At 42.4% G+C, this 26,903-nt stretch carries 26 protein-coding genes; 4 read left to right on the top strand and 22 right to left on the bottom strand.

Annotation, left to right across the window (positions count from 1 at the left end):
* From HMPREF2686_RS00340 to trpX, 12 genes are all read right to left on the bottom strand, one after another.
* On the bottom strand, positions 1 to 536 hold a 536-nt coding region (locus HMPREF2686_RS00340), incomplete at its 3' end, for a hypothetical protein (protein WP_070448798.1).
* The gene (locus tag HMPREF2686_RS00335) at positions 533 to 1,141 is read right to left on the bottom strand and encodes a hypothetical protein (RefSeq protein ID WP_049482262.1); all 609 of its coding nucleotides are present in this window, start codon (positions 1,139 to 1,141) and stop codon (positions 533 to 535) included. The genes HMPREF2686_RS00340 and HMPREF2686_RS00335, both read right to left, overlap by 4 nt.
* A gap of 139 nt (positions 1,142 to 1,280) precedes the next feature.
* Positions 1,281 to 2,495, bottom strand: a complete 1,215-nt coding sequence (locus tag HMPREF2686_RS00330) for an ABC transporter permease (protein ID WP_049506270.1) — start codon at positions 2,493 to 2,495, stop codon at positions 1,281 to 1,283.
* Positions 2,492 to 3,385, bottom strand: a complete 894-nt coding sequence (locus HMPREF2686_RS00325) for an ABC transporter ATP-binding protein (RefSeq protein WP_021153540.1) — start codon at positions 3,383 to 3,385, stop codon at positions 2,492 to 2,494. The genes HMPREF2686_RS00330 and HMPREF2686_RS00325 overlap by 4 nt, the downstream gene beginning before the upstream one ends.
* Before the next feature lie 11 nt (positions 3,386 to 3,396).
* Positions 3,397 to 4,194, bottom strand: a complete 798-nt coding sequence (locus HMPREF2686_RS00320) for a DUF3169 family protein (protein ID WP_070448777.1) — start codon at positions 4,192 to 4,194, stop codon at positions 3,397 to 3,399.
* A 1-nt stretch (position 4,195) separates the two neighbouring features.
* Positions 4,196 to 4,405 carry a helix-turn-helix transcriptional regulator gene (locus tag HMPREF2686_RS00315; protein WP_024056334.1) on the bottom strand — a complete coding sequence of 70 codons (210 nt, stop codon included), beginning with the start codon at positions 4,403 to 4,405 and terminating at the stop codon, positions 4,196 to 4,198.
* Positions 4,406 to 4,418: 13 nt separating this feature from the next.
* Positions 4,419 to 4,727, bottom strand: coding sequence for a PH domain-containing protein (locus HMPREF2686_RS00310; protein WP_024056335.1), 309 nt, complete (start codon positions 4,725 to 4,727; stop codon positions 4,419 to 4,421).
* Positions 4,728 to 4,961: 234 nt separating this feature from the next.
* The gene (pheT, locus tag HMPREF2686_RS00305) at positions 4,962 to 7,367 is read right to left on the bottom strand and encodes a phenylalanine--tRNA ligase subunit beta (protein WP_045759651.1); all 2,406 of its coding nucleotides are present in this window, start codon (positions 7,365 to 7,367) and stop codon (positions 4,962 to 4,964) included.
* Positions 7,368 to 7,434: 67 nt separating this feature from the next.
* Positions 7,435 to 7,965: a GNAT family N-acetyltransferase gene (locus HMPREF2686_RS00300; protein ID WP_024055668.1), complete on the bottom strand. Its 531-nt coding sequence runs from the start codon at positions 7,963 to 7,965 to the stop codon at positions 7,435 to 7,437.
* A 2-nt stretch (positions 7,966 to 7,967) separates the two neighbouring features.
* Positions 7,968 to 9,014 (bottom strand): phenylalanine--tRNA ligase subunit alpha, encoded by a 1,047-nt coding sequence (gene pheS, locus HMPREF2686_RS00295; RefSeq protein WP_045759652.1) that lies wholly within the window; start codon positions 9,012 to 9,014, stop codon positions 7,968 to 7,970.
* A gap of 315 nt (positions 9,015 to 9,329) precedes the next feature.
* Positions 9,330 to 9,749, bottom strand: coding sequence for a ParB N-terminal domain-containing protein (locus tag HMPREF2686_RS00290; RefSeq protein WP_045759653.1), 420 nt, complete (start codon positions 9,747 to 9,749; stop codon positions 9,330 to 9,332).
* A gap of 78 nt (positions 9,750 to 9,827) precedes the next feature.
* Entirely contained in the window at positions 9,828 to 10,829 is a 1,002-nt protein-coding gene (gene trpX, locus HMPREF2686_RS00285; protein WP_031574527.1) for a tryptophan ABC transporter substrate-binding protein, read from the bottom strand.
* A gap of 515 nt (positions 10,830 to 11,344) precedes the next feature.
* On the opposite strand from trpX, the gene HMPREF2686_RS00280 reads away from it, so the two are divergent.
* Complete coding sequence (locus HMPREF2686_RS00280) at positions 11,345 to 13,006, top strand: Rqc2 family fibronectin-binding protein (protein ID WP_045759654.1); 1,662 nt, start codon at positions 11,345 to 11,347, stop codon at positions 13,004 to 13,006.
* Between the two features lie 192 nt (positions 13,007 to 13,198).
* Here HMPREF2686_RS00280 and budA read toward each other — a convergent pair whose 3' ends face one another.
* From budA to HMPREF2686_RS00265, 3 genes are all read right to left on the bottom strand, one after another.
* The gene (gene budA, locus HMPREF2686_RS00275; RefSeq protein WP_003007973.1) at positions 13,199 to 13,915 is read right to left on the bottom strand and encodes an acetolactate decarboxylase; all 717 of its coding nucleotides are present in this window, start codon (positions 13,913 to 13,915) and stop codon (positions 13,199 to 13,201) included.
* 72 nt (positions 13,916 to 13,987) lie between these two features.
* Positions 13,988 to 15,217, bottom strand: a complete 1,230-nt coding sequence (locus tag HMPREF2686_RS00270) for a tetratricopeptide repeat protein (RefSeq protein WP_049507700.1) — start codon at positions 15,215 to 15,217, stop codon at positions 13,988 to 13,990.
* Entirely contained in the window at positions 15,207 to 16,382 is a 1,176-nt protein-coding gene (locus HMPREF2686_RS00265; protein ID WP_024054839.1) for an AI-2E family transporter, read from the bottom strand. Before HMPREF2686_RS00265 ends, HMPREF2686_RS00270 begins: the two co-directional genes overlap by 11 nt.
* A gap of 168 nt (positions 16,383 to 16,550) precedes the next feature.
* On the opposite strand from HMPREF2686_RS00265, the gene HMPREF2686_RS00260 reads away from it, so the two are divergent.
* Positions 16,551 to 17,561, top strand: coding sequence for a lactonase family protein (locus HMPREF2686_RS00260; protein ID WP_049507697.1), 1,011 nt, complete (start codon positions 16,551 to 16,553; stop codon positions 17,559 to 17,561).
* A gap of 95 nt (positions 17,562 to 17,656) precedes the next feature.
* Positions 17,657 to 17,842 (top strand): hypothetical protein, encoded by a 186-nt coding sequence (locus HMPREF2686_RS00255; protein ID WP_009731358.1) that lies wholly within the window; start codon positions 17,657 to 17,659, stop codon positions 17,840 to 17,842.
* 103 nt (positions 17,843 to 17,945) lie between these two features.
* Here the strand turns inward: HMPREF2686_RS00255 and eno are convergent, their stop codons facing one another.
* Positions 17,946 to 19,250 (bottom strand): surface-displayed alpha-enolase, encoded by a 1,305-nt coding sequence (gene eno / locus HMPREF2686_RS00250; RefSeq protein ID WP_049475342.1) that lies wholly within the window; start codon positions 19,248 to 19,250, stop codon positions 17,946 to 17,948.
* 211 nt (positions 19,251 to 19,461) lie between these two features.
* On the opposite strand from eno, the gene HMPREF2686_RS00245 reads away from it, so the two are divergent.
* Positions 19,462 to 19,914 (top strand): DUF1694 domain-containing protein, encoded by a 453-nt coding sequence (locus HMPREF2686_RS00245; RefSeq protein WP_045759659.1) that lies wholly within the window; start codon positions 19,462 to 19,464, stop codon positions 19,912 to 19,914.
* 43 nt (positions 19,915 to 19,957) lie between these two features.
* Here HMPREF2686_RS00245 and HMPREF2686_RS00240 read toward each other — a convergent pair whose 3' ends face one another.
* The 6 genes from HMPREF2686_RS00240 to HMPREF2686_RS00215 all read right to left on the bottom strand — a co-directional run bounded on the left by HMPREF2686_RS00240 (position 19,958) and on the right by HMPREF2686_RS00215 (position 26,893).
* Positions 19,958 to 21,073: a glycerate kinase gene (locus tag HMPREF2686_RS00240; protein ID WP_049475343.1), complete on the bottom strand. Its 1,116-nt coding sequence runs from the start codon at positions 21,071 to 21,073 to the stop codon at positions 19,958 to 19,960.
* A complete protein-coding gene (serB, locus tag HMPREF2686_RS00235; protein ID WP_021153557.1) occupies positions 21,058 to 21,726 on the bottom strand; it encodes a phosphoserine phosphatase SerB in 669 nt (222 codons plus the stop codon). Before serB ends, HMPREF2686_RS00240 begins: the two co-directional genes overlap by 16 nt.
* A 113-nt stretch (positions 21,727 to 21,839) precedes the next feature.
* Positions 21,840 to 23,564 (bottom strand): septation ring formation regulator EzrA, encoded by a 1,725-nt coding sequence (gene ezrA, locus HMPREF2686_RS00230; protein ID WP_049475344.1) that lies wholly within the window; start codon positions 23,562 to 23,564, stop codon positions 21,840 to 21,842.
* An 86-nt stretch (positions 23,565 to 23,650) separates the two neighbouring features.
* Entirely contained in the window at positions 23,651 to 25,600 is a 1,950-nt protein-coding gene (gyrB, locus tag HMPREF2686_RS00225; protein WP_023918630.1) for a DNA topoisomerase (ATP-hydrolyzing) subunit B, read from the bottom strand.
* A 12-nt stretch (positions 25,601 to 25,612) separates the two neighbouring features.
* Entirely contained in the window at positions 25,613 to 26,176 is a 564-nt protein-coding gene (locus HMPREF2686_RS00220; protein ID WP_049507692.1) for an HAD-IA family hydrolase, read from the bottom strand.
* A gap of 165 nt (positions 26,177 to 26,341) precedes the next feature.
* Entirely contained in the window at positions 26,342 to 26,893 is a 552-nt protein-coding gene (locus tag HMPREF2686_RS00215) for a DJ-1 family glyoxalase III (protein WP_070448775.1), read from the bottom strand.
* Positions 26,894 to 26,903 lie beyond the last annotated feature (10 nt).

Here is a 26,903-nt window from a genome sequence, read left to right as displayed (position 1 = left end):
ACCGGTACCATTGTCTTTAATTCTTCCAAACTAAGTTCAACCGCTTCATTATAAGTCAGTGAAAGAACATCCTTGTGATATTCCTTAAATTCTTCTACACTTAGCCAACTTTGCTTGCCGTCTTCGCTAATCTGACCATCAATGGCAGATGCTACTTCAATAGCCATAATGTATAAAGCACGTTTGTCAACCGTCAAAATATCTACATGAGTTGAGGCAATTCGAAGAAACTCCCCCTTTTCGCGGTCGTCGGAAATAAAGGCATGTTCAAATTCAAGTTCAATATCTTCATATTGCAAGGACAACCAAGGATTGCTCGGAATTATAAAAGGAGCCTTATCCCATCTTTCGTCAACTGAAGCCCATTTGTGTAACTCTGCTCCAAAATAAAAATCATCTTGCAGCATCTCATCATCACCAACGTTGGAGTAGCTTATTTTCTTGCTATTCCGTTCTTTAAACCACATCTTCCAAACTAGCTCTCTAGTAGTAAAGGTTATTTTTTTCGTAAAATCACTTTTGATATATAGTCTCATAAATCTGAGATATCGCCTCCATGTGCTAGTATATATTCTTTTCGACGGTTAGCTTCTTCCTCCCAAAGAGGGTCGTCTACAACATCCATCGTTTGAATTTCAATCAAACTTCGTTCATTTGCTTCTTCAAAAGTCAGAGATAGAATAGCCTCGTGCTTTCTCTTAAATTCCTCGACTGTTAGCCATGTCTTCTTACTATCCTCGCTAATTTGCCCGTCAATGACCTTTGCAATCTCAAGCGCCATAATGTACATGGCGCGTTTATCAACTGTCAAAACTTCTAGATGGGTAGTTAAAATACGAAGATGGTCCCCTTTTTCATTATAATCTGTAGCAAATGCGTCTTCAAACTCTATCTCAATACATTCCTCAATATGTGAAAAGAGGCTTCGTACCCCTTCCTTTAGGGGGACACTAGACCATCTCTTATCTGCAGTACTTTTCCTCAAGGATAAATTTACAGAAAAATACTCTTGTAGTTGCTCATTGTCTCCAGCATTTGAGTACGATACTTGCTTTTCTTCTGGAAACCACATTTTGCCAGCAAGTTCTAAATAACCATAAGGTACTCTTTTTGTATAATCGCCTTTGATATATAGTCTCATTCGTTCTTTTCTCTATTCTTTTTATTCCCATTCATCATATCATAATTTAATAAAAAATACATGTTCGCATGAAGGAAGAGAGTTTAATAATTTTCAATGGATAATAAAAGCCCCCAGCTGTAACTGAGGGCTTATCTAATTAGCGATAGCTGAGAGCACGTTTGATGGTCTTCCACGGTCCGAGGTCATCGGTCTGGAGGATTAAGCTCGCGTAAATTCGAGCGATGAGAACTGTTCCCACGATGGTAAAGAGAACCGCAATTCCCAATGAAGCCCAAGATTCAAGACCAGTCGCATAGCCATTGATGGTACGGAAAGGCATGAAGAAGGTTGAAAAGAATGGAATGTAGGAACCAATCTTCAATAAGAAGACATCACCGGCGCTTCCCAAGGTGGTTACCCCAAGGAAGCTAAAGATAACTAACATCATTAGTGGCGAAATCGCTTTTCCTGAATCTTCAGGTCGTGCAACTGTTGAGCCTAAGAAGGCAGAGAGCACCACATACATAAAGATCCCAAGGATAATGAAGAAAACGGTATTGAGCGAGATCGACTCTGCAAGGTGTTGGGTAATCGGAGAGTTTGGAGCGAGAATATCCTTGACAACTGGGATATCTGCTCTAAAGATCCAAACAGCTACTAAACCAATCACATAGACAAAAATATGGGTAAAGATCACTCCGAAGAGTCCGAGCATGCGTGCGAAGAAATAGTCGGTTGCTTTGATACTAGAGAAGACTACTTCCATGATCTTAGTTCCCTTTTCACTAGCCACTTCTTGGGCTGTGATACTCGAGTAGAAGATCAAAATCATATAAAGCAACATTCCTAGACCACCTGCAACCATGGTTTGCACCATTTTCAAGCCTTCTTTTTTCTCATCAATTTTTTCTTTGAGAGAAACCTGTTGAGACAAGGCTGTCAGTTGCTCTTTGCTTAGATTGGCACGCGCTAGATTGATCCCTTGTTGGACTTGGCTTAATTTCGCAGCGACAAGCGATTTCAAATCTGTTTTCATGGCTTGGTCGCCCACATAAGTGGCTTCTAGCTGGCCATCTTTTTCATCGACCGTTAGGTAAGCAGCTGCTTTCTCATCCTTAATGGCTTTTTTAGCTGCAGCTTCATCCGTGTAGTCCAAGGTCAAGCCATCAGTTCCTTTGAGACTTTCTTTGACAGCTGGAATTTCTGTCACCAAGGCCACTTGGTTTTTGGCATCTGTAGAAGAACCTGTCAGATAACCGATTCCAATGCTCAATCCTAAAAAGAGGAAGGGACCGAAGACCATGAAGAGGAAACTCCATGATTTCACTTGTCTGATATAGGTTTCTTTCATTACGACAAACATCTGTTTCATACTTCTACTCCTGATTCAAGTTTAAAGATCTCATCAATAGTTGGGGCTTGGTGGTCAAAGGTTGCTAGGTAGTGGCCCTTGGTCAAGCGGTCAAATAATTCTGGACCAGCTGACGCATCATCCAAGATCAGCTTCCAAGTCCCTTGCTTGGTCATGCTGACCTTGGTCACGTGTGGCAGAGCTTCTAGCTCTTCTTTGCTAAAGTCGTTAGAGACAAAGAGGCGAGTCTTGCCATAGCTATTCCGGACCTCTTGGACAGGTCCTGATAGAACAACCGAACCATCACGGATCATTAGGATATCATCACACAACTCTTCGACATTGGTCATGACGTGGTCAGAAAAGATAATGGTTGCCCCACGCTCTTTTTCTTCAAAGATGACCTGCTTGAGCACTTCTGTATTGACCGGATCCAAGCCACTAAAGGGTTCATCTAAAATGATCAATTTAGGCTCATGGATCAAGGTGATGATCAATTGAACCTTCTGTTGGTTCCCTTTTGAGAGACTCTTGATTTTATCGGTCAATTTTCCTTTTACTTGGAGTTTTTCCATCCAGGTCGGTAATTTTTCCTTGACCTCAGCAGTGCTCATTCCTTTTAAGGCAGCCAAATAGCGGACCTGCTCAAAAATCGTGAGTTTTGGCATAAGACTACGTTCTTCTGGCAAATAGCCAATTTCCTTGTAGGTTTCTTGGGTGATCGCTTTGCCACCTAGGCGAATCTCGCCGCTGTAGTCCAAAAAGCGCAAGATACTGTGGAAAATAGTTGTTTTCCCGGCCCCATTTTTCCCAACTAAGCCAAGGATATGCCCTTGTTGAGCTGTCAGATCTACTCCGAAGAGAACCTGCTTATTCCCAAAGCTTTTTTCTAAATTTCTAATTTCTAACATGGATGACTCCTCTACTCTTTATAATAACGTTTGGTAATCTTGTACTGAGAGACCAAGATATAGACATAAATCAGTGATACCACTACTAATGCTAACAAGATATCTGTATGGAAAGCAATGCCAACTAAGAATATCGCAATTAAGGAAATCGGCAAGATATAATTGCTTAACTTAATGATAATTTCATAGTTTTCCTCGTAGCTAATCTGCTTTTCTGCTTCATCCATCATACTCATCATAAATTCACGCACTTCCTTGGCATTGGCATTGCGGGGAATCGGTTTTCCATAAATCAGATGGAAGGTCTTGCGAAAGAAGATATCCGATAGGAAAAATAGGGCAATCAAGACAAGAAAGAGATAGAGCATGGTAAAGTCTCCAAAGATAAAAGCCAAGTGCCCTGTGGAAGGTCTATCCATATACACCCATTGACTATAAAAGATGATGACTAAAAAGTATGGCAAGATCATGACTCCTTTAAAAATGGTCGCTAACCCAAACAGTTTTTCCTTCTGGATGTCATAGTGATAGGCTTCCTCTTCGTCTTCTATCTGGAGCATTTTTTGATGGACTTTTCTCGCGCTTATTAGTAAGGCTATCGTGACCATAAACACGATAAGAAACAAAAGTATTGAACCCCAAAGGAGTCCTTCTTTACTAAAGAAGGATTGGATTTCAAGGGGTTTTTCGGATCCGAACATGCCTGTCAAAAAATCAATGACTCCTCCAATCAAGCCGGAAACTGTAATGATTCCGACATTTCTCCAAAACCGGTAACGAGCGGATCGTTCTTGTTGTTGCTTTTTCATATTATTCTTCTCCCTCTACTAGACTAAAGACATTCTCCACTGGTTCATTGAAGATCTGGGCAATGGTCATGGCGATAATGACAGAAGGTGTATACTCACCACGTTCCAAGAGACTGATGGACTGGCGCGAGACCCCTGCTAGCTTGGCTAGCTCGGATTGGTTGAGTCCATCACGCGCCCTCAGCTCTTTCAATCGATTTTTTAAAATCATGGCATCAGCCCCCTTATAGTTGAATACCTTGAATATCTTCGATACGGACTAACTTGGTTTCCCTCTGTTGTTTATGAATCACACGGGTCAGTTTGACCCAATCTTCATCGATATCTATAATTTCATACTCAAATCCAACACCATCTACTGTAACAGTGGCCGTTTGGCCTTTCAATTCTTCTAAAAGTCTAGACATGTCTTGATTTCCTTTCACTTGTTTTTCTAATCGTCTGATGCGTCTGTTCAATCCTTTTATCTTCTTTTCTGAGCTTGCATAAACGATAACCAGAAAAGGGATAAATAGAATCCATATGGCTCCCATAAGAAACCTCCCCTTCTTTCAACTAAAAACATTGTAACACTTCTTTTTCTTTTTGACAAGCATATTTGTCAAAAAAATAAAAATATTTGTCAATAATAGCAGGATGGTTGACATGGATATTTTGAGTACTTAAAGGAATTTCTTTATTTTTATAGGGTTTTAAGGCCTATAACTTGCAAATCCTGGAAGAAAAAAACAGTTGAGAAATTCTCAACTGTTTCATCTTTTTACATCTTAACGCACTTCTGCATTGACTTTTTCTTCAAGTGAAGCTTGGATTTTTTCCATGTAGCGTGCGACTTCTTCATCTGTCAAGCTATCTTCTGGATTTTGGAAGGTCAAGCTGTAGGCCATAGACTTCATGCCAAGTCCTAGTTTTTCACCTGAGAAAACGTCAAAGAGTTTGATATCTGTTAAGCGTTTCACGCCAGCAGCTTGAATCGCATCAACCACTTCTTGGTGGGTCACTTCTGCTTTGAGGAGAAGGGCGATATCACGGCTCACAGCTGGGAATTTGGTGATTTCCACAAAGGCTGCGGCTGGTTGAAGAGCTGCTTCAATAGCAGATAAGTTCAATTCTGCCACATAGGTTTCTGGAATGTCATAAGCCTTAGCTGTTACAGGGTGGACTTGTCCCAAGACCCCAATCACCTGGTCACCAAGTGAGAGCAAGGCTGTACGTCCTGGGTGGAGACTCTTGATTTCCTGTGTTGCTGTATAAGTCACTTCAAGACCCAAGCGAGTAAAGAGGACTTCCAAGATTCCCTTGGCATAGAAGAAGTCAACTGGAACAGCTGGAGTTTGGAAGTCTTTTTCAGCAACTAAGCCAGTCAAAGCAAAGGCAAAGCTATTGATTTCGTTTGGCAAGTCTTCTTTTGGATTACCTGTCTGTTCAAAGACTTTTCCGATCTCATAGAGGGCCAAATCTTTGTTCTTACGAGCGACATTATAAGCTACAGTATCCAAGATTCCTGAGATCATATTTTGACGGAGGACCGAACGATCCACAGTCATTGGCCACATGAGCTCCGTTAAGTTGCTTGGTGCAGTCGTGAACTCCACTGCTTTTTCAGGAGTTGTCAGTGCATAAGTAATGATTTCAGTCAATCCAGCCCCTTCAGCGATAGTCCGAACTTGGCGACGCAATTTTTGAGTCGCTGTCAATTCACCTGCTGTCCCGTCATCTTTTGGAAGGGTTGCTGGTAATTTGTCATAACCATAAATTCGAGCAATTTCTTCAAAGAGGTCCGCTTCGATAGTGATGTCCCAACGGCGACGAGGAACGCTGACTGTGAAGCTTTCTGCATTTCCAGAAAGGCCAAAACCAAGACGACGGAAGACATCTTCGACATCCGCGTAGGAAAGTTCTGTTCCAAGGACACGGTTAACGTCTGCAAGAGTAGAAGAAACTTCTACATCAGAAGTGTCTAACTGGCCTGCTGAAACGATGCCCTTACGTACGGTTGCACCAGCCAATTCAGCAATCATACTTGCTGCGGCATCAAGGGCTTCATTAACAGTTGCCACATTGATGCCTTTTTCAAAGCGAGAAGATGATTCAGAGCGTAGGTTGAGGCGACCACTAGTCTTACGGATCGATTTGCCATTGAAAACAGCCGCTTCAAGAACTACACGAGTAGACTTTTCAGAGATTTCTGTAGCCTCTCCCCCCATGACACCTGCAAGGGCAACAGGTTTGTCAGCAACCGTAATCACGAGGTCACTTGTTTCCAACTCACGCTCTTCCCCATCCAAGGTCACTAATTTCTCACCTGCACGCGCTTCACGTACACGGATGTCATTTCCTTCAAAGGTATCCAAGTCAAAGGCATGCATGGGCTGACCAAAGTAAAGCAAGATATAGTTGGTCACGTCAACCACATTATTTATGGGACGGATGCCTTCATTCATGAGGAGGTTTTGCAACCATTGTGGACTTGGTGCGATGGTTACATTGTCCAAGATACGAGCTGCATAATAAGGAGCCTTATCTGTGTCGATGCTGACAGAAAGAGCATCCGCTGCAACTTGGTCTGTTTCTGTTAAAGTAAATTCTTTGAAGTTGACTGCCTTGTCATAGATGGCTGCTACTTCATGTGCTACCCCACGCATCGAAAGAGCATCTGCACGGTTTGGAGTGATAGAAAGCTCGATGATTTCATCATCCAAGTCTAGGTAAGAGAAGACTTCTTCTCCTGGAACAGCATCCTCTGGCAAGATTTGGATGCCATCCGCAAATTCTTTCGGTACAACTGAGTCAGAAATGCCTAACTCACCAAGTGAACAGATCATCCCAAGGGATTCCAAACCACGGATTTTCCCTTTTTTAATCTTGTAGTTATCTGCGATGCGAGCACCTGGAAGAGCCACCATCACCTTGATGCCTGCTCGCACATTTGGTGCTCCACAGACGATTTGACGCGCTTCTTCTTCCCCCACATTAACTTGGCAGACATGAAGGTGTGTCTCTGGCACATCTTCACAAGACAAGACTTCTCCGACGACAATTTTTGAGAGACCAGTAGCAGGCGATTCCACACCTTCTACTTCGATCCCTGTAGTTGACATTTTTTCAGCCAACTCTTCTGATGGCACATCCACGTCCACCAATTGTTTTAACCATTTATATGATACTAACATTATTCTGATCGTAAGATCCCACTTGGTGAGATCTTCTCAATTCCTTTCTCTCAATTTGGACCCACAATTAAGCTTGCGGATTCTCCTTCAAATGCTTGCGCAGCAACCAGTCGATATCCACAGCTTCCCCTGTGATAAAGTGGTGCTCGCTAAATCGTTCAAATCCGAATTGTTTGTAAAAGTTTTGGGCCTTAAAATTCCGTTCCCAGACACCCAGCCAGACCCAGTCAAATCCACGTTTTTGAGCCTCTTTTAAGGCAAAGGTAAACATTTCCTTGCCATAGCCCTTGCCATGATGTTCTTTTTTGACATAGATGCGCTGAATTTCAAAAGCATTGTCCATCTCTACTGGCTCCGTTTGTGCCTTGCCCCAGTTAAACTTGAGGAAACCACAAATTTCCTGATGGTGATCAAGGACAAAATAGGTCTCTGATTCCGGGTCTGCTAGGTCCTTTTGGATTTGCTCTAGCGATAAAACCATCTGGTAGTAATCTTCCATATCGGCATCAGAGTTGTAGGGACCAAAGGTATCCCCATAGGTTTCCACCTCTAATTCCCTTAAAATATGAAAATCTTTCGCCTTAACTTTAACTAACATGATTATTTAAATTGTTCTGAAAAACGGATATCCCCTTGATAGAAGCCACGGATATCATTGATTCCGTAACGAAGCATAGCCACACGCTCTTGACCAAGTCCAAAGGCAAATCCTGAATAAACTGTTGGGTCAATACCGCTCATCTCAAGGACGCGTGGGTGAACCATACCAGCTCCCATGATTTCAATCCAACCAGTTTTCTTACATACGTTACATCCAGCTCCACCACATTTGAAGCAAGAAACGTCCACCTCAACCGATGGCTCGGTAAATGGGAAGTAAGAAGGACGCAGACGGATTTGACGTTCTGCCCCAAACATCTTTTGCACGATCAATTGAAGCGTTCCTTGAAGGTCTGCCATTGAGATGTTCTTCCCAACGACCAAGCCTTCGATCTGATGGAATTGGTGGCTGTGGGTCGCATCATCTGTATCCCGACGGAAAACACGCCCTGGAGAGATCATCTTCAATGGTCCCTTGCTAAAGTCATGCGCATCCATCGCCCGTGCCTGTACTGGTGAGGTATGGGTCCGAAGCAAGATTTCTTCTGTGATATAGAAGGTATCCTGCATATCCCGCGCTGGGTGATCTTTAGGCAGATTCATCCGTTCAAAGTTATAATAGTCTTGCTCCACTTCAAAGCCGTCTACGACTTGATAGCCCATCCCGATAAAGATATCTTCGATTTCTTCACTGGTTTGGGTCAAAATATGACGGTAACCACTAGCAACTGGACGACCTGGTAGGGTCACGTCGATACTTTCACTAGCCAATTTGGCTTGGACTTTCTTTTCTTCCAAAAGTTTGGCCGTTTCTTCAAAGGCAGCCGTCAAGACATCACGCGCTTCATTGACGTGTTTCCCGATAACCGGACGCATCTCAGCAGAGACATCCTTCATCCCTTTAAGAATTTCCGTCAGAGATCCTTTTTTTCCAAGAACAGAGACCCGTAGTTCTTGCATCTCTTTTTCATTTTCAGCAGAAATCTGCTTCAAAGCTGCCAGCGTTTCTTCACGAAGCGCTTTTAATTGTTCTTCAATCGTTGACATATTTCCTCCATCATGGTCCCTCTACAGACATAGAAAAAACCACGCGCCAACACCCTCATTCGGAGCGTTGACACGCGGTACCATCCGTTTTTTATCCGTAAACCAGACCTTAATTTCTAAATCCTTTACGCAAGTGAATTCACTCAGCTTTCATGCAAAGAGCTTTCAGTCACGGCTCTTCTCCCTGTCGCACTTCCCTTGAGATACTAGTCTTGCAGATTTCTATTCGATTACTATCTAGTTTAGCAGATTTTTTGTTAAAAAACAAGTTAGATGAGACTAATTTCAATAGAAGAAGGAACTGGACGTAATGCATTATCTATTTGCCTGGTCGGTTTCATCTGCATTCCTTTTCAATAGAAGAGTTGCTGCTTGGTTAAAACCATCACACCAGTTATACCATTTTGCTTCATACTCATCTTGAGGTAAGATACGATTTTTTAAATCCAAGACAGAGTCTATCTTTCTTTCCTCGCAAGCTTGCGCATAGAGAGCATACAAGTCATCGCCACCATCTCTATCAAACTCAGCAGAAATCGTATCTTGACCCGCCAACAAAGCCTGATAAGCCCTGTGATGCCCGTCTGTAATCAAGAAGCGATTTCCAAATGTAAGAATACTAATTGGATCCATATTGATGATTTCTGCCGACTGATCAAGCATCTGGATATCATGTAACTTCTTTTCTGATAAGTATAGTTGGGTCGGATGAAGGTCCGTTAGCTTGACTTTCATTTCTTTCTCCTCAAAGGTCCCGATTAAAAGACCTATCAAAGCCAAATTCTCCTGCTACTCTTGTGATTCGTTTCGTTTTTATTTAATGACTTGTCCAGCATCTTTCAAGACAGATTCTGGAATAGTAATGCCCAATTCATCTGCGACTTTTTTATTGATGACAGATTTTCCTTGGCTAAAGATTTCAACAGGTGTGTCTGCAGGTTTTTGACCTTTCAAGATCTTCGCAGCCATTTTACCAGTTGCTACCCCAAGATCATGTTGGTCGACAACGACTGAACCAAGGCCACCAGCTTCTACCATGGCTGTCGCACTTGGGAAGATTGGTTTTTTAGCATCTTTATTGGCTTCAACAACAGTTGAGAATGCTGATGCGATGGTATTGTCGATTGGAACCCAGATAGCATCCACTTTACCTGACATAACCGATACTGTTGAAGCAATTTCGTTTGTAGAAGGAACTGAATACGGAACCACCTTGTAGCCTGCTTTTTCAGCCAATTTTGTAAATTCTTCTACTTGAGATTTAGAATTGTCTTCACTGGTTGAGTAAAGAACCCCGATTGTTTTTACGTTTGGAGTCAACTCTTTGATCAATTTCAACTGTTGCTCAGTAGGATTGTGGTCAGATACCCCAGTGATATTGCCACCTGGTTTTTTCAAATCTTTGACCAAGTTTGCACCGACTGGATCGGTTACAGCACCCATGACAATTGGTTTGTCTTTGGTTGCACTAGCCAAACCTTGAGCAGATGGGGTTGCAATCCCAATCAAGACTTGATTATCTTTTTCTGCCAATTGCTTACTCATAGTTGCAACCTTGTTTTGGTCCCCTTCTGCATTGAGGAAATCAATGTCCACTTTGTCCTTGTCATAGCCTTCTTCAGCTAGACCATCTTGAATCCCCTTGTAGATCAAATCAAGCGAAGGGTGGCTGACCAACTGCAAGACCCCAACTTTTGCCTTTTCATTGCTAGTTGCTGCCTTGTTGTCCTTACCAGCTGTAGCTGAATAGATCGCTGTCCCAATGACTGCTGCTGCAATCAAACCAATAATTCCCATTAACCGTTTATTTTTCATTTTACTACCTCTTCTATTTTTTCATTTTCTTCTATTTTTCATCCTCTAAAGAATGCGACGCCATCGTTTCTTCATATCTTTTCTCCCTTCTCATCTAAAACAAAAAACACGCCCACACATAGCAAAAGCTATGTGAGGACGTGTCATCGCGGTGCCACCTCACTTATGGGAAAAGGATAGTCTCCCCCCCATATCTCTGTCTTGTCTAGCAACAAGTTGCACGATAAGGTGTGCCAACCGAATTTTTATTGTTTCAAATTCATCTCATCATTAGTCCAATTTCATAAACTGCCGCTACCCACTCTCAGCAACCGTGGGCTCTCTTGAAACTTTCATTTACTACTTTTCTAATTTCTTACATTTTAAAGTTTTCTTTCAAAAAAGTCAATACTTTTTCAGTATTTTTTTGGAAACGTTCGCATTTTCTATATTACATCCCCTTGCTTCTTTCTGGGATTTCCGCTCTATTTTTGATATAATTTACTAGAATAACAGCTAGAATGATGAGGAATCCCATGTCTTTTGATGGATTTTTTTTACACCATATGGTGCAAGAATTGAAGGCCGAACTCTTAAGTGGTCGCATTCAAAAAATTAATCAACCTTTCGAGCAAGAATTGGTACTCCAAATCCGAGGCAATCGGAAAAACCAAAAACTCTTACTCTCTGCCCATTCTGTTTTCGGACGGATCCAACGGACCCAAACCAACTTTGAAAATCCTGCCTTTCCTAATACCTTTATTATGGTCATGCGTAAATATCTTCAAGGCGCTGTCATCGAAGGGATTGAGCAATTGGAGAACGACCGGATTCTCGAAATCCGTGTCTCCAATAAAAACGAAATTGGAGATGCCATTTCTGTCAGCTTAATGATCGAAATCATGGGCAAGCACAGTAATATTATTCTCCTAGACCGGACCAGCAATAAAATCATCGAGGCCATCAAACATGTCGGCTTCTCACAAAATAGCTACCGGACCATTCTTCCTGGATCAATCTATGTAGCCCCTCCGAAAACAGACGCGGTTAATCCTTTTACAATTGGAGATGAAGCCCTTTTTGCCCTTCTTCACAAAGAAGAGTTAAGCCCAAAGAACCTTCAAAAATGTTTCCAAGGTTTGGGGCGAGATACGTCTCAAGAATTGGCCAAGCGACTTGAGACGGATGAAAAATTAAAAACCTTCCGTGCCTTTTTCCAAGCTCCAACTGAGCCACGCCTAACGACCAAATCCTTCTCGGCTATTCCCTTTGAAGATGCCACTAGTCAAACCTTTGAGACACTTTCCGATCTGCTAGATGACTATTACCGAGACAAGGCTGAGCGCGATCGGGTGCAACAACAGGCTAGTGAATTGATCCGCAAGGTCGAAAACGATCTTGAAAAGAACCGAAAAAAATTAGCCAAACAAGAAGCGGAGTTAGCGGCGACCGACAATGCGGAAGAATTCCGCCAAAAAGGAGAATTACTGACCACCTTCCTCCATCAGGTACCAAACGACCAAGACCAGGTTGTCCTGGACAATTACTATACCAACGAACCCATCACCATCCAACTCAATAAGGCTCTGACCCCCAACCAAAATGCGCAACGCTACTTCAAACGCTACCAGAAGTTAAAAGAAGCCGTTAAACATTTGACCATCCTCATTCAAGAAACCAAGGAAACCATTTCTTATCTTGAAACGGTTGAAACGGCCCTTTCTCAAGCGAGCCTGGCTGAGGTGGCAGAGATTCGTGAAGAGTTAATCCAGACCGGCTTTATCAAACGGCGCAACCGAGAAAAAATCCATAAACGGAAAAAACCAGAAAAATACCTGGCTAGTGATGGCAAAACCATCATTTTAGTGGGTCGCAATAATCTGCAAAACGATGAACTGACCTTTAAGATCGCTAAAAAAGACGAACTCTGGTTCCATGCCAAAGATATCCCAGGCAGCCATGTCGTCATTACCGGAAATCTAAATCCATCGGATGAAGTGAAGACCGATGCCGCAGAGTTGGCCGCCTACTATTCCAAGGCCCGTCTCTCAAATCTGGTCCAAGTCGATATGATCGAAGCCAAGAAACTCAATAAACCAACCGGCGGAAAACCAGGCTTTGTGACCTATACTGGTCAAAAGACCCTGCGGGTTACCCCAGAAGAAGAAAAAATCAAGGCCATGAAACTAACAGACTGATTTCAAAAATAAAAGAGAGTGGGACAGAAATCGGTAATTCGTTAGAATTCGATTTCGTCGTCCCGCCTCCGCACAGTTGAGTAGGGCTGTAAAAGCTGATGAAATCAGCGTAGTAGAGCCCACTCAACCACTGCGTCTTGCTCTACAATCCAAAAATAATTGAGAGGCTAGGACTTTTGTCCCAGCCTCTTTTTATTCTGCTTTATTAATGTCTTCTTTGACCTCATCAACATTGAATTTGGCAAAGAGGTACTGACGGTCTTGAACTGGGAAACGTTGATCCAGCTGATCGATGGCCCCCACCTCTACAATCCCTTCTGTGATGACAAAATCCATGACATGGCCACCAAAGGTGTGGTCATCTGAAATAAAGTGCAAATGATAACCAGCCACGCTCACGCCATGGAAAATTTCTGGTGTCCAAAAACCGACGATGGTTCCAGTAACATTTTCTCGTGTATACTCTGGCTGATGGGTGGCAACCTCTGCAAACTTCATCTCAGGTGTTGATTTTGGAATCATACGGACATGCATCTTGGCAAAGTCACCATGAATCTTAATGGAGCGGAAAAGATTTTCCCCATCATAATAAGACTCAATACGGGCTTCCAATTCCTCGTCTGTCATTTCAAAACGTTGGCGGAAAATCACTTCTGCTTGGTGAGGGACGACTGCTGCATAAGGAACCTTTGCATCCGGAGAAACTTCGACTATTTCAGGATGGTCCCCTGATCCCTTGGCCTGATATGCCTTACCATCTAAAACGATCAACTCTCCATCAATAGAATCAAGCGTCCCAACTCCGAGATCTCCGTGTTCCAAGAGTTCTCCAATCGTAAATGAACCCCCGTACAGACCCGCCATTAGGGCACCTAAGGTATTGTATTGAAAAAGTTTCACTGGTTCCATGTTTTTCTCTCCTCATTCTATCTTCTACCAGTATACCACAAACTATTCCGAATCTTCACGATATGGTTTTGATTAGAGGCTATCATAGAGGGTTTGCATCTGCACATCGTCTGGTACGATGGCCAAATACTGGTTAGCCACTTCACGCGCCTTCGTCACATCTCCAGCCTCACGCAACAAATAAACATAGGCTTCGAGGAATTCTGGGTTGTCCTTTAAATCCTCATAGAGCTCTTGGTAGGCTGAGACGGCCTCTTCTGTTTTCTCCAAGGCAGCCAAGGCACGGGCAATGTTCCACCGAGTGACAACTGTTTCGACTTCTTCATTTTGCCAAGTCAAGACTTGGTCAAAGCGTTCCTGTTCCAAATAAAGAGTGGTCAGGCGAAGAGCAATCTCTTCGAGATCATCTGCCACTTCTTTAGCCTCTAATAGATAAGCTTCTGCTTGCTCAGGCTGGTGGAGTTCATAGGAAAGCTGAGAAGCAAGGAGCTTCAATTGGGCATCAAATGGATTCTTCTGGATCCCTTGTTTAGCAATCTCAAGCGCTTTTTCACGGTCATTTTCAGCCTGTAAAGCCAAGGCATAACCGTACTCATAGCCCTCAAAATCAGGCGACAAGGTATCAATTTGTTTGTAGTAGATCAGGGCTTTTTGGAATTCTTCTTGGTCAGACAATAAGGTCGCTAATTCGTAAGCAATCTGGTCATCAAATTCAATCTCCAGAGCTTTCTCTAAGAAAGGAACAGCTGCTTCAAACTTACCAAGATTGGCATAGGCAAACCCAATTCGTTGATAGGTGGAAATTCCTGTTGCTTCTAAAATCTCCCGATTGTCTAACTGGGCATACTCTTGGATAGCCTCTTGGTAGCGTTCCAATTCCAGATCAATTTCAGCTAGCCCTAATTGAATGATCGGATCATCAGACAAATGAGCAGCTTCAACTAATTTTTCACGCGCCACATCTGCTAGGCCTTCCATCTGATAGAGATCCGCCTTAACCAAGAGACTGGCCACATACCAGTTTGATTCAGGTCCAATTTCTTCTAAATAAGCAAAGGCCTCTTCCGTTTGGCCTTCCTCTGCAAGGATGGTTGCCAAACTCAGATACACTTCTGGGTAGGTTTCTGCAATCTGTTCATAGATTTCTTTTGCCTGAGGGTAAAAACCGATACTTTCAAGATATTGACCTAAATCCAATAATTGTGCTTCACTATCTTCTAACAAAGCCTGTTGAAATTGAACTTCTGCCTCTTCTAGCTCTTGCCGATCGAGAGCCTCTACCATTTGTTGACTATGACTCACTGTGTGTTTCCTCTTCTATTTCATTGTGTTCTTCATACAAGCCACTGACGACCTTATACCATTCAAAGATAGCTCCGATCACCACCTTAGCAGATGCATAGACTGGAATTCCAAGGAAAACTCCCCAGATTCCAAACATAGATCCTGACGTCAAGAGCACAAATAAAATGGTAATCGGATGGATATTTAACTGGCTTCCCAAAACCAACGGTGATACAAAACGTCCTTCAATGGTTTGCTCCACTGCAAATACAATCAAGACCTTGATAAACATCTCTGGCCCTGCTACCAAGCCCAATACTAAGGCAGGTAACATGGCTAAGAAACTACCCAAGTATGGGATCAAATTCAAGATCCCTGCAGAGATCCCTAGTGTCACCGCATAGCGCAAGCCAATGATCTTAAAGAAGATGATGAACATAATGGCGACGACAATGGCTACCGTAATTTGCCCTCGAACGTAGTTGGAGAGTTGGGTATTGACATCTGAGAGAACCTGTTCAGCCGATTTACGAATCTTAGTCGGTAAAAAGCGAACAATGTGGCCCTTTAAATTTTTTCCATCTCGAAGAAGATAAAAGACAATAAAAGGCATGATGATCAAGGCAACAATAACTTGCGAAGCCACTCCGATCAAGTTGCTGACCCAATTGACAGCCCGCCCAGAGATCGAACTGGCCCAAGAAGTAATGTTTGCAGACAATTCCTTAGTGATTTCATCTAATTGGGGTTTGATATCTGAAGAGACGCGATTATCTAGAAAATCATCGATGGTTGCATTGGCCTTTTCCAAATAAGTTGGCAGGTTATGAAAGAAACTCACCACTTGACGTTGGACGGATGGAATCACTACAGCTAGACCCCAAATTAAAAGCACTGCAATCAAGAAAAAGACTAAGGAAATCGCAAAAATCCGCTTGAGTCCTTTTCTTTCAAGAAAGTCAACAATGGGGTTAAGCAGGTAATAGAGCAAACCAGAAATAATGACAGGCAGCATGACGGCTCCTGCAAACTCAAAAATAGGAATAAAAATAAAGGTGATTTTACTCAAAACCAAAAGGTTCAAGCCCAACAGCAAGGTAACTAAAAATACGGTAATGGCCTTGTTGTCTAAAAACCATCTAAAAAACCAGGACAAACTAAACTGTTTTTCTTTATTATCCACAGAGAACTCCTTTTCATTTCAATCTGTTTCTATTTTAGCATTTTTTGAGCTTGAAGTTACGAAAAAACTAGCAAAATAAGAAAGAAAGGCCCTCGCCTTTTCAACTAGCAATTGCCTTCCAATAGGACCTTTGATATAATAAACCTAACAAATCATACGAGGTGTCCTATGTCTCAAACCATTTATTTCGGTACCTATACCAAAAAAGAATCCAAAGGAATTTACAAGGCACAATTTGACCCTGAAACAGGGACATTGAGCCAACTTGAACTAGTGGCAGCTGAGCCCAATCCAACCTATATCGCTTTTTCTGAAAAAGGCAACCTCTACAGTGTCGGAGCTGAAGAGGGAAAAGGAGGAATCGCAAGTTTTACAGCTGATTTTCAGCCGCTCAATCACGTTGTTGAAGAGGGAGCACCACTCTGCTATGTCTCTGTCGATGACAAGCGTCAACTGATCTATGGAGCCAACTATCACAAAGGCCAAGTTCTCGTATATAAGCTAGAGTCAGATGGGCGTTTGTCCTTTGTCAATCAAGACACCCACCAAGGAAGTGGTCCTCATGCCAATCAAGCAAGTCCACATACCCACTATGCAGACCTTACACCAGATCAGTACTTGATCACGTGTGACCTAGGAACAGACAGTTTGCATGTCTATGATGTCAGTGAGGAAGGAAACCTAACCCTGATCAATCAGTATCAAACAGCTCCAGGGGCAGGACCTCGTCACCTGGTCTTTCATCCCCACTATAAGACTGCCTATCTCATCAATGAATTAAATGCTACGATCGATGTACTCTTTTATGACGGTATGGGTGAATTCGAACACTTCCAAACTGTTTCCACAATTCCATCAGACTACGATGGTCAAAAATGGGCTTCTGCGATCAAGCTCTCAGCTGATGGAAAATTCCTCTATGCATCTAACCGTGCTCACAATTCCATCGCTGTCTTCAAAGTTGTGGCTGATGGTAGTCTAGAACTGATTGAAATTGTTCCAACTCAAGGGCTCAATCCACGTGATTTCACGCTTAGTCCTGATCAAAACTATTTGATCGCAGCCCATCAAGATTCACCTAATGCCACCGTCTTCAAACGAGATTCTACTAGCGGAAAATTGACCCTTCTATCCGACGACTTCTATGTTCCAGAGGCCGTTTGTACAGTTTTTCATTAAGTCGTTTTAGTTGTCAAACCTCTAAAAAAATGATTAAATAGATGAGAAAAAGGCGCGAGCCTGACTTCACAACTTATATTTTAGGAGATCCAAGCATGAATCCAATGGACTTATTTAACCAAGTAAAAGAAATGATCGAAAAGAAAGATTTCGACGCTGCAAAGAAATTTGTTGATGACAACAAAGACAACCTCGGTGACTACCTTGAACAAGCCAAAGGGCTTGTATCTGGAAATGAAATGGTCAGCGGTGCCTTGGACAAAATCAAAGGCTTGTTCTAATAGAACTACTCCTCAACGCTTTAGTTGAGGAGTTTTTGTTTATACCAATCGCAAAAAAGATCCTTGAGAAAACTCAAGGATCTTTTTAGTCTAGTAAACTAGATTATTTCTTAAGGTTGTAGAATGATTTCAATCCACGGTATTCAGCTACTTCACCAAGTTGATCTTCGATGCGAAGCAATTGGTTGTATTTAGCGATACGGTCTGTACGTGAAAGTGAACCAGTCTTGATTTGTCCTGCGTTTGTTGCAACTGCGATGTCAGCGATTGTTGAATCTTCAGTTTCACCTGAACGGTGTGATACAACGGCAGTGTAACCAGCTTCTTTCGCCATTTCGATAGCATCGAATGTTTCAGTAAGAGTACCAATTTGGTTAACTTTGATAAGGATAGAGTTAGCACATTTTTCTTCGATACCACGTGAAAGGTAGTCAGTGTTTGTTACGAAGAAGTCGTCACCAACCAATTGAACTTTACCACCAAGACGTTCAGTAAGAGCTTTCCAACCGTCCCAGTCGTTTTCATCCATACCATCTTCGATAGTGATGATTGGGTATTTGTTTACCAATTCTTCAAGGTAGTCGATTTGTTCAGCAGCAGTGCGGACAGCAGCTCCTTCACCTTCGAATTTAGTGTAATCGTAAACTTTGCGTTCTTTATCGTAGAATTCTGATGATGCACAGTCAAATCCGATAAATACGTCTTTACCTGGAACATAACCAGCAGCTTCGATAGCAGCGATGATAGTTTCTACACCATCTTCAGTTCCGTCAAAACGAGGAGCAAATCCACCTTCGTCACCAACGGCTGTTTCAAGACCACGACCTTTAAGGATTTTCTTAAGTGCGTGGAAGATTTCAGCACCCCAACGAAGAGCTTCTTTGAATGTAGGTGCACCAGCAGGTACGATCATGAATTCTTGGAAAGCGATTGGAGCATCTGAGTGAGATCCACCATTGATGATGTTCATCATTGGAGTTGGAAGAACTTTAGTGTTGAATCCACCAAGGTAGCTGTAAAGTGGGATTTCAAGGTAGTCAGCAGCAGCACGAGCTACAGCGATAGACACACCAAGGATTGCGTTTGCTCCCAATTTACCTTTGTTAGGAGTACCGTCAAGAGCGATCATTGCACGGTCAATAGCTTGTTGGTCACGAACATCGTAGCCGATGATTGCTTCAGCAATGATGTTGTTTACATTGTCAACAGCTTTTTGAGTTCCAAGACCACCGTAACGAGATTTGTCACCGTCGCGAAGTTCTACAGCTTCGTGTTCACCAGTAGAAGCTCCTGATGGAACCATACCACGTCCGAAAGCACCTGATTCAGTATAAACTTCTACTTCAAGTGTTGGGTTACCGCGTGAGTCTAGGACTTCGCGAGCGTAAACATCAGTAATAATTGACATTTCTTACTCTCCTTATTGAGTTATATTTTTTACTCCTCTATCATATCGTAATTAGGCTATTTTTTCAAGAAAAAACAAGGAAATCTACGAAAATTGAGAAGTTTTTAACAAGAAAACGGTTCCACTGCCTTATTTTCTTCCATTTCCCTTCCTTATTTAATTTTTTAGCATTCCTCTACTCTTCTGCTACGCTTTATGCTATACTAAACTTATGACAGATATTAATAAAACGATTTTAGAAAAAGCTGCTGGTCCTACTCGGTTCAATCCTGATGAACAGCGTCGATTTTTGGAGACATATGAGGAGCGTGTGATTGCATCATGTACCTTGGAGGAGGCAAGGGACAATCTCTATTTGGAGCACTATTCTTCAATTCTTACGAACATTTCAGAACGCTTTGAACCTGTATTGGTCAAGATTTCGCCTGCCTTGGATGAAAGCAGCCAACTTCAATATTTGAAAAAAACAAAGGATCTTGGTCTTGTGGCAAGCATTGTTTCAGATGACTGTCGCCACTCTCCCTTTGGTCTCATCATCCATACTGATCATCCATCTGGAATTTCTCCAACCGATATCAGCCTCCAGTATCCAAATTTGTTTGAAAAGAAGGAAGAGAGCACAGCACCTGAAAAAAAATCATTTTGGAAACGCCTCTTTGGCTAAAGAAAGAACCAATTGAAAAGGAATTTCCTTTTCAATTGGTTTTTTAGTTTGCTTTCATTTTTAAGAGGTTACCAATATTTCGAGCACAGGAAATCAGATTTTTTTCAGCATGAGTAAGTGCATCTGCCACCTCACAAGGACCTGGTACAATAGAGAAGGCAGCCTCAATATGATGACTTGGGAAAGCTGGCAAATCCTCTGCTAAGGCCCCACAAATAGCAAGCACTGGGATCTTATCTGGTGTTCGTTTGGCTACCCCGACAGGAGCTTTTCCAGACAGAGATTGGAGGTCCATCCTACCTTCTCCCACGACGACCAGATCCGCTTTTTGAACCTTACGATCGAAGTCGATTAGATCCAAACTTTTCTCAATTCCCGAGGAAACCTGACCACCCGCAAATGCGACCAAGCCAGCTGCCATGCCACCTCCAGCTCCGGCGCCAGCCATGGATAAAATTCGGGCATCTGCTAGCTGGTAAAAATCCTGCATAGCCTGGTCGACAGCTGGAAACAGAAGGGGATTCAAACCCTTTTGCCCGCCAAAGATATAGGTTGCTCCTTGACTGCCACAGAGAGGATTGGTGACATCCGTTAAGACCAGGAGCTCGATGTCTTGTAAAGCATTTGGAACCGCACTGGTATCTATTCTATCCACACGACCGATCGAAGCACCTACAGGACGAAGCAGATGACCTTGGTCATCATAGAAGGCTACCCCTAGTCCGGCTGCCATCCCAATCCCACCATCATTGGTCGCTGAACCACCAATTCCCACACAGATCGTTTTAACCCCTTGGTCAACCAATTGCAAAATCAGTTCACCAATTCCTCGTGTCTCTAGTTCTAGTGGATTGCGTTTTTCAGCTGGGATAGAGCCTAAGCCAACAAGAGAGGCCATCTCAAAAAATGCCATCTCATCTTTTTGGTAGTAAGACATTGAAACAGGCTGTCCAAATGGTCCGGTTACTTGCGTTTGGTACTCAGTTACATCTAGAACACCAGCTAGGGTTTCCATGGTTCCTTCGCCACCATCCCCTATGGGAAGGAGGTCAAAAGTTGCATCTGGTAGAGCCTCTTGAAATCCTTTTTTTAAGGCTTCTGCTACTTGTTTGGCGGATAAGGATTCTTTAAAAGAATCCGGTGCTAGTAGGATATGCATGCTGTTTCCTTTCTATGCTGGTCTAGAATTTCAAGAACAAGGCTTAGATCGCTCGTTTCAATACGGTATGGAGCTCGTTCGGCTACGATTGGCTTTGCCATAAAGGCAATCCCGATTCCGGCTGTTTCAATCATGGGAAGATCATTGGCACCATCTCCCATAGCAATCGTCTGACTTCGTGGAATATGATTTTCTCTCGCCCATGTCAGGAGGTTGTCTTTTTTTCTTTCAGGGGTCACAATCTCTCCGAGCACTTTCCCTGTCAGACGGCCATCAAAAGTCTGCAAACGATTAGCACGAACCAGATCAATTCCTAAAGACCTCGCGATAGGATCGATGACTTCATGAAATCCCCCTGAAACAAGGCCAACCTTGTAACCTCTTTGATGAAGTTCCGTGATTAAGGTCTTAGCTCCCGGTGTAACGTCCATCTGCTCTATAATTTTCGGAAAGATAGATGTCTCCAAACCTTTCAATAAAGCGACACGCGCCTGTAAAGATGCTGCAAAATCCAGCTCTCCATTCATTGCTTGTGCTGTTATCTCTGCTACTTTTTCTCCCACGCCAGCTTCTTGAGCTAGTAGATCAATCCCTTCCTGTCGGATCAAGGTTCCATCTACATCCATAACGAGGAGACCGGTTACTTCTTTCATCGCTTTCCTTTCTTATTTCTCCCTTACTATACAAAAATAGGGTTTAAATTTCAAGTTTCAATGATCATTTGAAGATAAAAAAAACGACATCCTAAGAAGTCGTTTTTTTGTTATTAGAAGCGAATTTGCTCGCGGGTTTTTTCATAGGAAGTAACAAAGCGATCGGTTACGCCTGCTTCTACCATTTCCAAAGCATCTGAGATGACTTTGAAGGAAGCCGCATAGTCATACTCTCTTTCGAAAATATAGAGGGACTCATCAAAGGCTGCCTGTACATGATCGTCAAATGAACGGTAACGGTTCGAGTATTGCAACAATTGTTCTGTCAATGTCGCATTTTGAACAATTCGATACGCCGCTTCTTCCAATTCATTCATATCATTGGTCAAGATTTCCAACAAACGATTGGTTGATTCGATGTTGATTTTATCCCCTTCCAACTCATCCATCAAAGCTTCTGTATTGTTACTTGCAGTGAAGAAAATTTCTAAGAATTCTTGAGGAATTCCTGGCAAGTTCCGTTTGTCCATATAGCGTTTAATGGCATGCAAACGGTTGGCATAGATGTTGACTTTTTGGCGAGCATTGGCATCGTCTTTTTCAATTTTTGAAAGGGAATCACTTAAGCCAATTTGCTCATCTTCGATTTCTTTCAAGCGAGCTTCAATAGCTTCTAACTCTTCTTCTACGATAGAATAGGCCTTTTCTGTTTCAGATGAATCTTTCAAGGCATCTTCTACCACATTTTCTTGTGAAGATAGCTCAGCTTCCAACTCTTTTAACTGTTGGCTGAAGGCTTCATTCAAGACGAATGTTTTACCGAGACGTTCCACTTCTGCCGCAAGCTTGCCATTGTTATCTTTAGCATGTTTCAAATAACCAGGTAGTTGTTTCACTAACTTCTTCACAACTTTTTGTGATTCAATTTCACGGGTAAAGATGTGATACAAAGCATCGATTTCTTCTTGAATTTGTTCATTTTCGTAAATGGCATTGTCCAATTCAAGGGCAGATACATTTGCCATATTGTTCTTCAAGGAAGCATGCAACTGTTGGAAACGAGATTCAATATCTGTTTCAGTGAAGTGGTATCCAGATTCCAAAAGCTTGCGGTAGCCACTTTCCAAATCCTCTAATTGATCTGGAAGTTTTGCTTGAAGAGCAGTGACAATTTCTGGCACTCGCTCAACAATTTGTTTTAAGGCTACAATATGATTTTCAGCTGTATCAAGGATTTCAGCCGCTTCAACAGGGTCACCTGAAGAATTCAAGGTTACAAATTGTGAAAACTCAGATTGAATATTTCCAATTTGTTTTTCAATTTCAGGAAGCGCACTGCCATAACGATCTGGGTCTGAAGTGACTTCTTTTTGAAGTTCTTCAAACATATCCAAGGCATGAACCACACGTCCGCTATTCTTTTGTTCCTGCTCTTCCAGATCAGAAAGGGCTTTGCGAATCGCCTTGATATCTTCGTCGATCAATTGGATCTGACTTTCGATATTGTCAATGGCTTGTTTAGCCTTCATGAAACGGAAAGAATTGTTATAGCCTTCCGCTTCAAACAGATTGTTTTCAATATCAGCAAATGAATTTAAGGATAAATCTACCCATTTTTGATTCCATTCACGAAATGCAATTTGACTTTGACCAATCAAATGCATGTTTTTTACGGCCTCTACTTCATCGTTGACCGGAAGGTTGTATAACTTTTCTTTTCGTTCTTCCAGTGCTGCCAGTAAGGCTTCATTTCGTTTTCTCAAAATGACTGCAACCACATATCCTACAATCAAGATAAGGGCGACAATAAAGATGAGAACAATTAGTCCACTAGACATATAAAAACTCCTTCATCGTATTACTTGAACGTAATCCTAGTAATTATACCATAAAATATCCATTAATGGGAAGCGTTCGGTGAATTTTATACATCGAGTGTACTATATTCAGCGTTTTCTTCGATAAATTCACGACGTGGTTCCACGCGGTCCCCCATCAACATATCAAAGATTTTATCTGCTTCCGCAGCATCGTCTACTGATACTCGTGCCATCAAGCGGTGTTCTGGATTCATGGTTGTTTCCCATAATTGGTGATCATCCATTTCTCCAAGACCTTTATAGCGTTGGATGGTTGGTTTTGAGCGACCTTCTGAATAACGTTCCAAAGCTGCAGCTAATTCGGCTTCTTGGTTGGCACCAGGTTGGATATATTCTTTGATTTCACTACCGACTTTGACCCCATAGATTGGTGGTTGCGCAATATAAACATATCCCGCTTCCAAGACTGGTTTCATATAGCGATAGATCAAGGTCAATAGAAGGGTTCGGATATGAGCGCCATCGACATCGGCATCGGTCATGATCACTAATTTTTGATAACGCGCTTTTGTAACATCAAATTCGGCACCAAATCCAGTTCCCATAGCAGTAAATAAACTACGGATCTCTTCATTGGCTAGAATTTTGTCCATACTTGCTTTTTCAACGTTCAAGATCTTACCACGGATTGGTAAAATCGCTTGGAATTCCCGATTTCGACCAGATTTTGCAGATCCTCCGGCTGAATCCCCTTCGACGATAAAGAGTTCTGTTTCTTGTGGATTATTTGAAGAACAATCTGCCAATTTACCAGGTAGGTTGGAAATCTCAAGCCCTGATTTCTTACGGGTCACCTCACGCGCTCGCTTAGCAGCCACCCGAGCTTTCGCCGCTAAAATCCCTTTTTCGACGATTTTCTTAGCAATTTGTGGATTTTCCAAAAGGAAATCCGAAAAGGCGTCACTAAAGAGTCGATTGGTAATTTTAACAACTTCTGAATTTCCAAGTTTGGTCTTGGTTTGTCCTTCAAACTGTGGATTTGGATGTTTAACCGAGATCACTGCTGTTAAGCCTTCTCGAACATCTTCCCCAGTTAGATTGTCTTCGTTTTCTTTTAAGAGTTTATTTTTCTTAGCATAATCATTGATCACACGAGTGAGAGCTGTACGGAAGCCCTGTTCATGCGTTCCACCTTCATGGGTATGAATGTTATTCGCAAAACTCATGACCGTCTCATGGTAGCCTGTGGTATATTGCATAGCTACTTCAACTGTAATATCATCCATTTCACCATCTGTGTAGATTGGTTTTTCAAAGATGACATCTTTGTTTTCATTGATGTATTCAACGTAACTAGAGATCCCACCTTCGTAGTGGTAATGCTTTTCTTGCTCTAAGCCTTCTCGCTTATCCGTCAAAGAAATACGCAAGCCACGATTCAAAAAGGCTAATTCTTGAATCCGTTTATTTAATTTTTCAAAATCATACTCGGTGGTTTCCGTGAAGATTTCTGGGTCTGGAATAAAGTGGACGGTTGTCCCTGTCCGATCTGTCTCCCCGATGACTTTCAAATCATCCACAACGTGTCCACGTCGATACTCTTGGTAATGGATACTGCCATTTTTATAGACGCGAACATCGAGGGATGTGGAGAGGGCGTTGACGACGGATGATCCTACCCCGTGAAGACCACCAGAAACCTTGTAGCCGCCTCCGCCGAATTTTCCTCCTGCGTGAAGTACGGTAAAGACAGTTTCGACGGCAGGTCGACCTGTCTTTTCTTGGATATCCACTGGGATCCCACGACCATCATCGACAACCGTGATCGAATTATCTGCTTCAATGAAAACTTCAATATGGCTAGCAAAACCAGCTAAGGCTTCGTCAATCGAGTTATCTACGATTTCCCAGACCAGATGATGAAGACCTTCTTTTGAGGTAGAACCAATATACATTCCCGGACGCATCCGAACGGCTTCTAGTCCTTCCAAGACCTGAATCTGACTGGCATCATATTCTTGCGCTTGAATTTCTTGCTGTTTATCCTCTGTCATAATTTCCCTTTTCTATTCAAATATAAACTGGTGTAAGTGGGGCATGGTATCAAATAAATAGGTTGAAAGCCCTGCAGCCTTCCCAGCTTCAATATCGATCGGACGATCTCCGATGACCAGACCGTCTTGAATGCCATATTTTTCCTTCAAATAAAGCATAGAGGCTGGGTCTGGTTTTCGAGGAAAGCCCTCGTCTGCTGTTACAATCTCCGTAAAGTAGGGTGCAATGCCTGTCTGTTCAATAAGGGTCAAAACTTGGCGATCCCGATGAGATACCAAAAAATGGCGTCCTCCATGTGCTTGGATCTCTTCTAGTAACTCTTTTGCTCCCTCAAATAAGACCGGCTCTTGCAAGCCCAAGGCTTCTTTTTTCTTGTATTCCGTACGAAAATTGGAAATATGAGGGGCAAAGGTTTGAATTGCATCCTGTGTTGAGATTTTTAATGCTGCATAAACAGAATCATGATCGGCTTGGATGTGAAAGTCCTTCAATGTCGCTACAAAGGCATTTGTGGACGTTTCGTAATTATCCAATAGCGTCCCACCAAGATCCCATATAAAATCATGATAATTCATAGTCAATATTATACCACAAATGGACAAAAAAAATAAGCTAAAACCCTCATTTAGGGGGGATTTTAGCCATTTTTTACGGTCATTTCATTTTAAATCAAAGAGAAGTCATTTCCCGTCATAGAATGTAAACTTTCACCAGAAAATATGGTGTCCAAAAGAGCTCTTTTAAGCATCTCCAAAGACATCTTGATAGAGCATTCCTTGACGAAGGCTTTGGGCATCTCCTCCAAATTGCTCTACCAAGGCATAAGCTAAGGCAAGAGCCGTTGAAGGACCACGACTGGTCAAGAGATTACCGTCTTTCACCACTGTTTCTTTCTGATAGTGTCCATCTTGAATCTCTTCTTCAAAACCATCGTAACAGGTATAGTTTTTATCTTTTAAGAGGCCGGCACGCGCCAAGACAATTGGTGCTGCACAAATCGCAGAAATGATTTTTCCCTTCCTACTTTCTTCTTGAAGAGCTGCAATCAATTCCGGATTATCCCGCAAATTCGCGGCTCCTGGCATCCCACCTGGTAAGAAGATTCCATCATAATCTGACAGATCCCCATTCCAGAGGCGGTCGACTTCCACTGTGATCTGGTGAGAACCTGTGACCGTTTCTTCCATGCCAACGAGGTCACAGTCGATCCCAGCACGTCTCAAAACATCGACAATGGTCAAGGCTTCAATTTCTTCAAAACCGTTTGCTAAAATCGTTGCTACTTTTTTCATTTTCATTCCT

The sequence above is a fragment of the Streptococcus sp. HMSC057G03 genome (assembly GCF_001808745.1).
GTDB classification, from domain to species: Bacteria; Bacillota; Bacilli; order Lactobacillales; family Streptococcaceae; genus Streptococcus; species Streptococcus parasanguinis_Z.
The sequence above is the reverse complement of the archived record's forward strand: the minus strand, read 5'-3'. Positions and strand labels throughout refer to the sequence as shown.

Bases quoted from the DNA above. Each gene is read 5' to 3' on its own strand.
- HMPREF2686_RS00335 (WP_049482262.1), bottom strand. From the start codon at position 1,141: ATGAGACTATATATCAAAGGCGATTATACAAAAAGAGTACCTTATGGT.
- HMPREF2686_RS00330 (WP_049506270.1), bottom strand. From the start codon at position 2,495: ATGAAACAGATGTTTGTCGTAATGAAAGAAACCTATATCAGACAAGTG.
- HMPREF2686_RS00325 (WP_021153540.1), bottom strand. From the start codon at position 3,385: ATGTTAGAAATTAGAAATTTAGAAAAAAGCTTTGGGAATAAGCAGGTT.
- HMPREF2686_RS00320 (WP_070448777.1), bottom strand. From the start codon at position 4,194: ATGAAAAAGCAACAACAAGAACGATCCGCTCGTTACCGGTTTTGGAGA.
- HMPREF2686_RS00315 (WP_024056334.1), bottom strand. From the start codon at position 4,405: ATGATTTTAAAAAATCGATTGAAAGAGCTGAGGGCGCGTGATGGACTC.
- HMPREF2686_RS00310 (WP_024056335.1), bottom strand. From the start codon at position 4,727: ATGGGAGCCATATGGATTCTATTTATCCCTTTTCTGGTTATCGTTTAT.
- pheT (WP_045759651.1), bottom strand. From the start codon at position 7,367: ATGTTAGTATCATATAAATGGTTAAAACAATTGGTGGACGTGGATGTG.
- HMPREF2686_RS00300 (WP_024055668.1), bottom strand. From the start codon at position 7,965: ATGTTAGTTAAAGTTAAGGCGAAAGATTTTCATATTTTAAGGGAATTA.
- pheS (WP_045759652.1), bottom strand. From the start codon at position 9,014: ATGTCAACGATTGAAGAACAATTAAAAGCGCTTCGTGAAGAAACGCTG.
- HMPREF2686_RS00290 (WP_045759653.1), bottom strand. From the start codon at position 9,749: ATGAAAGTCAAGCTAACGGACCTTCATCCGACCCAACTATACTTATCA.
- trpX (WP_031574527.1), bottom strand. From the start codon at position 10,829: ATGAAAAATAAACGGTTAATGGGAATTATTGGTTTGATTGCAGCAGCA.
- HMPREF2686_RS00280 (WP_045759654.1), top strand. From the start codon at position 11,345: ATGTCTTTTGATGGATTTTTTTTACACCATATGGTGCAAGAATTGAAG.
- budA (WP_003007973.1), bottom strand. From the start codon at position 13,915: ATGGAACCAGTGAAACTTTTTCAATACAATACCTTAGGTGCCCTAATG.
- HMPREF2686_RS00260 (WP_049507697.1), top strand. From the start codon at position 16,551: ATGTCTCAAACCATTTATTTCGGTACCTATACCAAAAAAGAATCCAAA.
- HMPREF2686_RS00255 (WP_009731358.1), top strand. From the start codon at position 17,657: ATGAATCCAATGGACTTATTTAACCAAGTAAAAGAAATGATCGAAAAG.
- eno (WP_049475342.1), bottom strand. From the start codon at position 19,250: ATGTCAATTATTACTGATGTTTACGCTCGCGAAGTCCTAGACTCACGC.
- HMPREF2686_RS00245 (WP_045759659.1), top strand. From the start codon at position 19,462: ATGACAGATATTAATAAAACGATTTTAGAAAAAGCTGCTGGTCCTACT.
- HMPREF2686_RS00240 (WP_049475343.1), bottom strand. From the start codon at position 21,073: ATGCATATCCTACTAGCACCGGATTCTTTTAAAGAATCCTTATCCGCC.
- serB (WP_021153557.1), bottom strand. From the start codon at position 21,726: ATGAAAGAAGTAACCGGTCTCCTCGTTATGGATGTAGATGGAACCTTG.
- ezrA (WP_049475344.1), bottom strand. From the start codon at position 23,564: ATGTCTAGTGGACTAATTGTTCTCATCTTTATTGTCGCCCTTATCTTG.
- gyrB (WP_023918630.1), bottom strand. From the start codon at position 25,600: ATGACAGAGGATAAACAGCAAGAAATTCAAGCGCAAGAATATGATGCC.
- HMPREF2686_RS00220 (WP_049507692.1), bottom strand. From the start codon at position 26,176: ATGAATTATCATGATTTTATATGGGATCTTGGTGGGACGCTATTGGAT.
- HMPREF2686_RS00215 (WP_070448775.1), bottom strand. From the start codon at position 26,893: ATGAAAAAAGTAGCAACGATTTTAGCAAACGGTTTTGAAGAAATTGAA.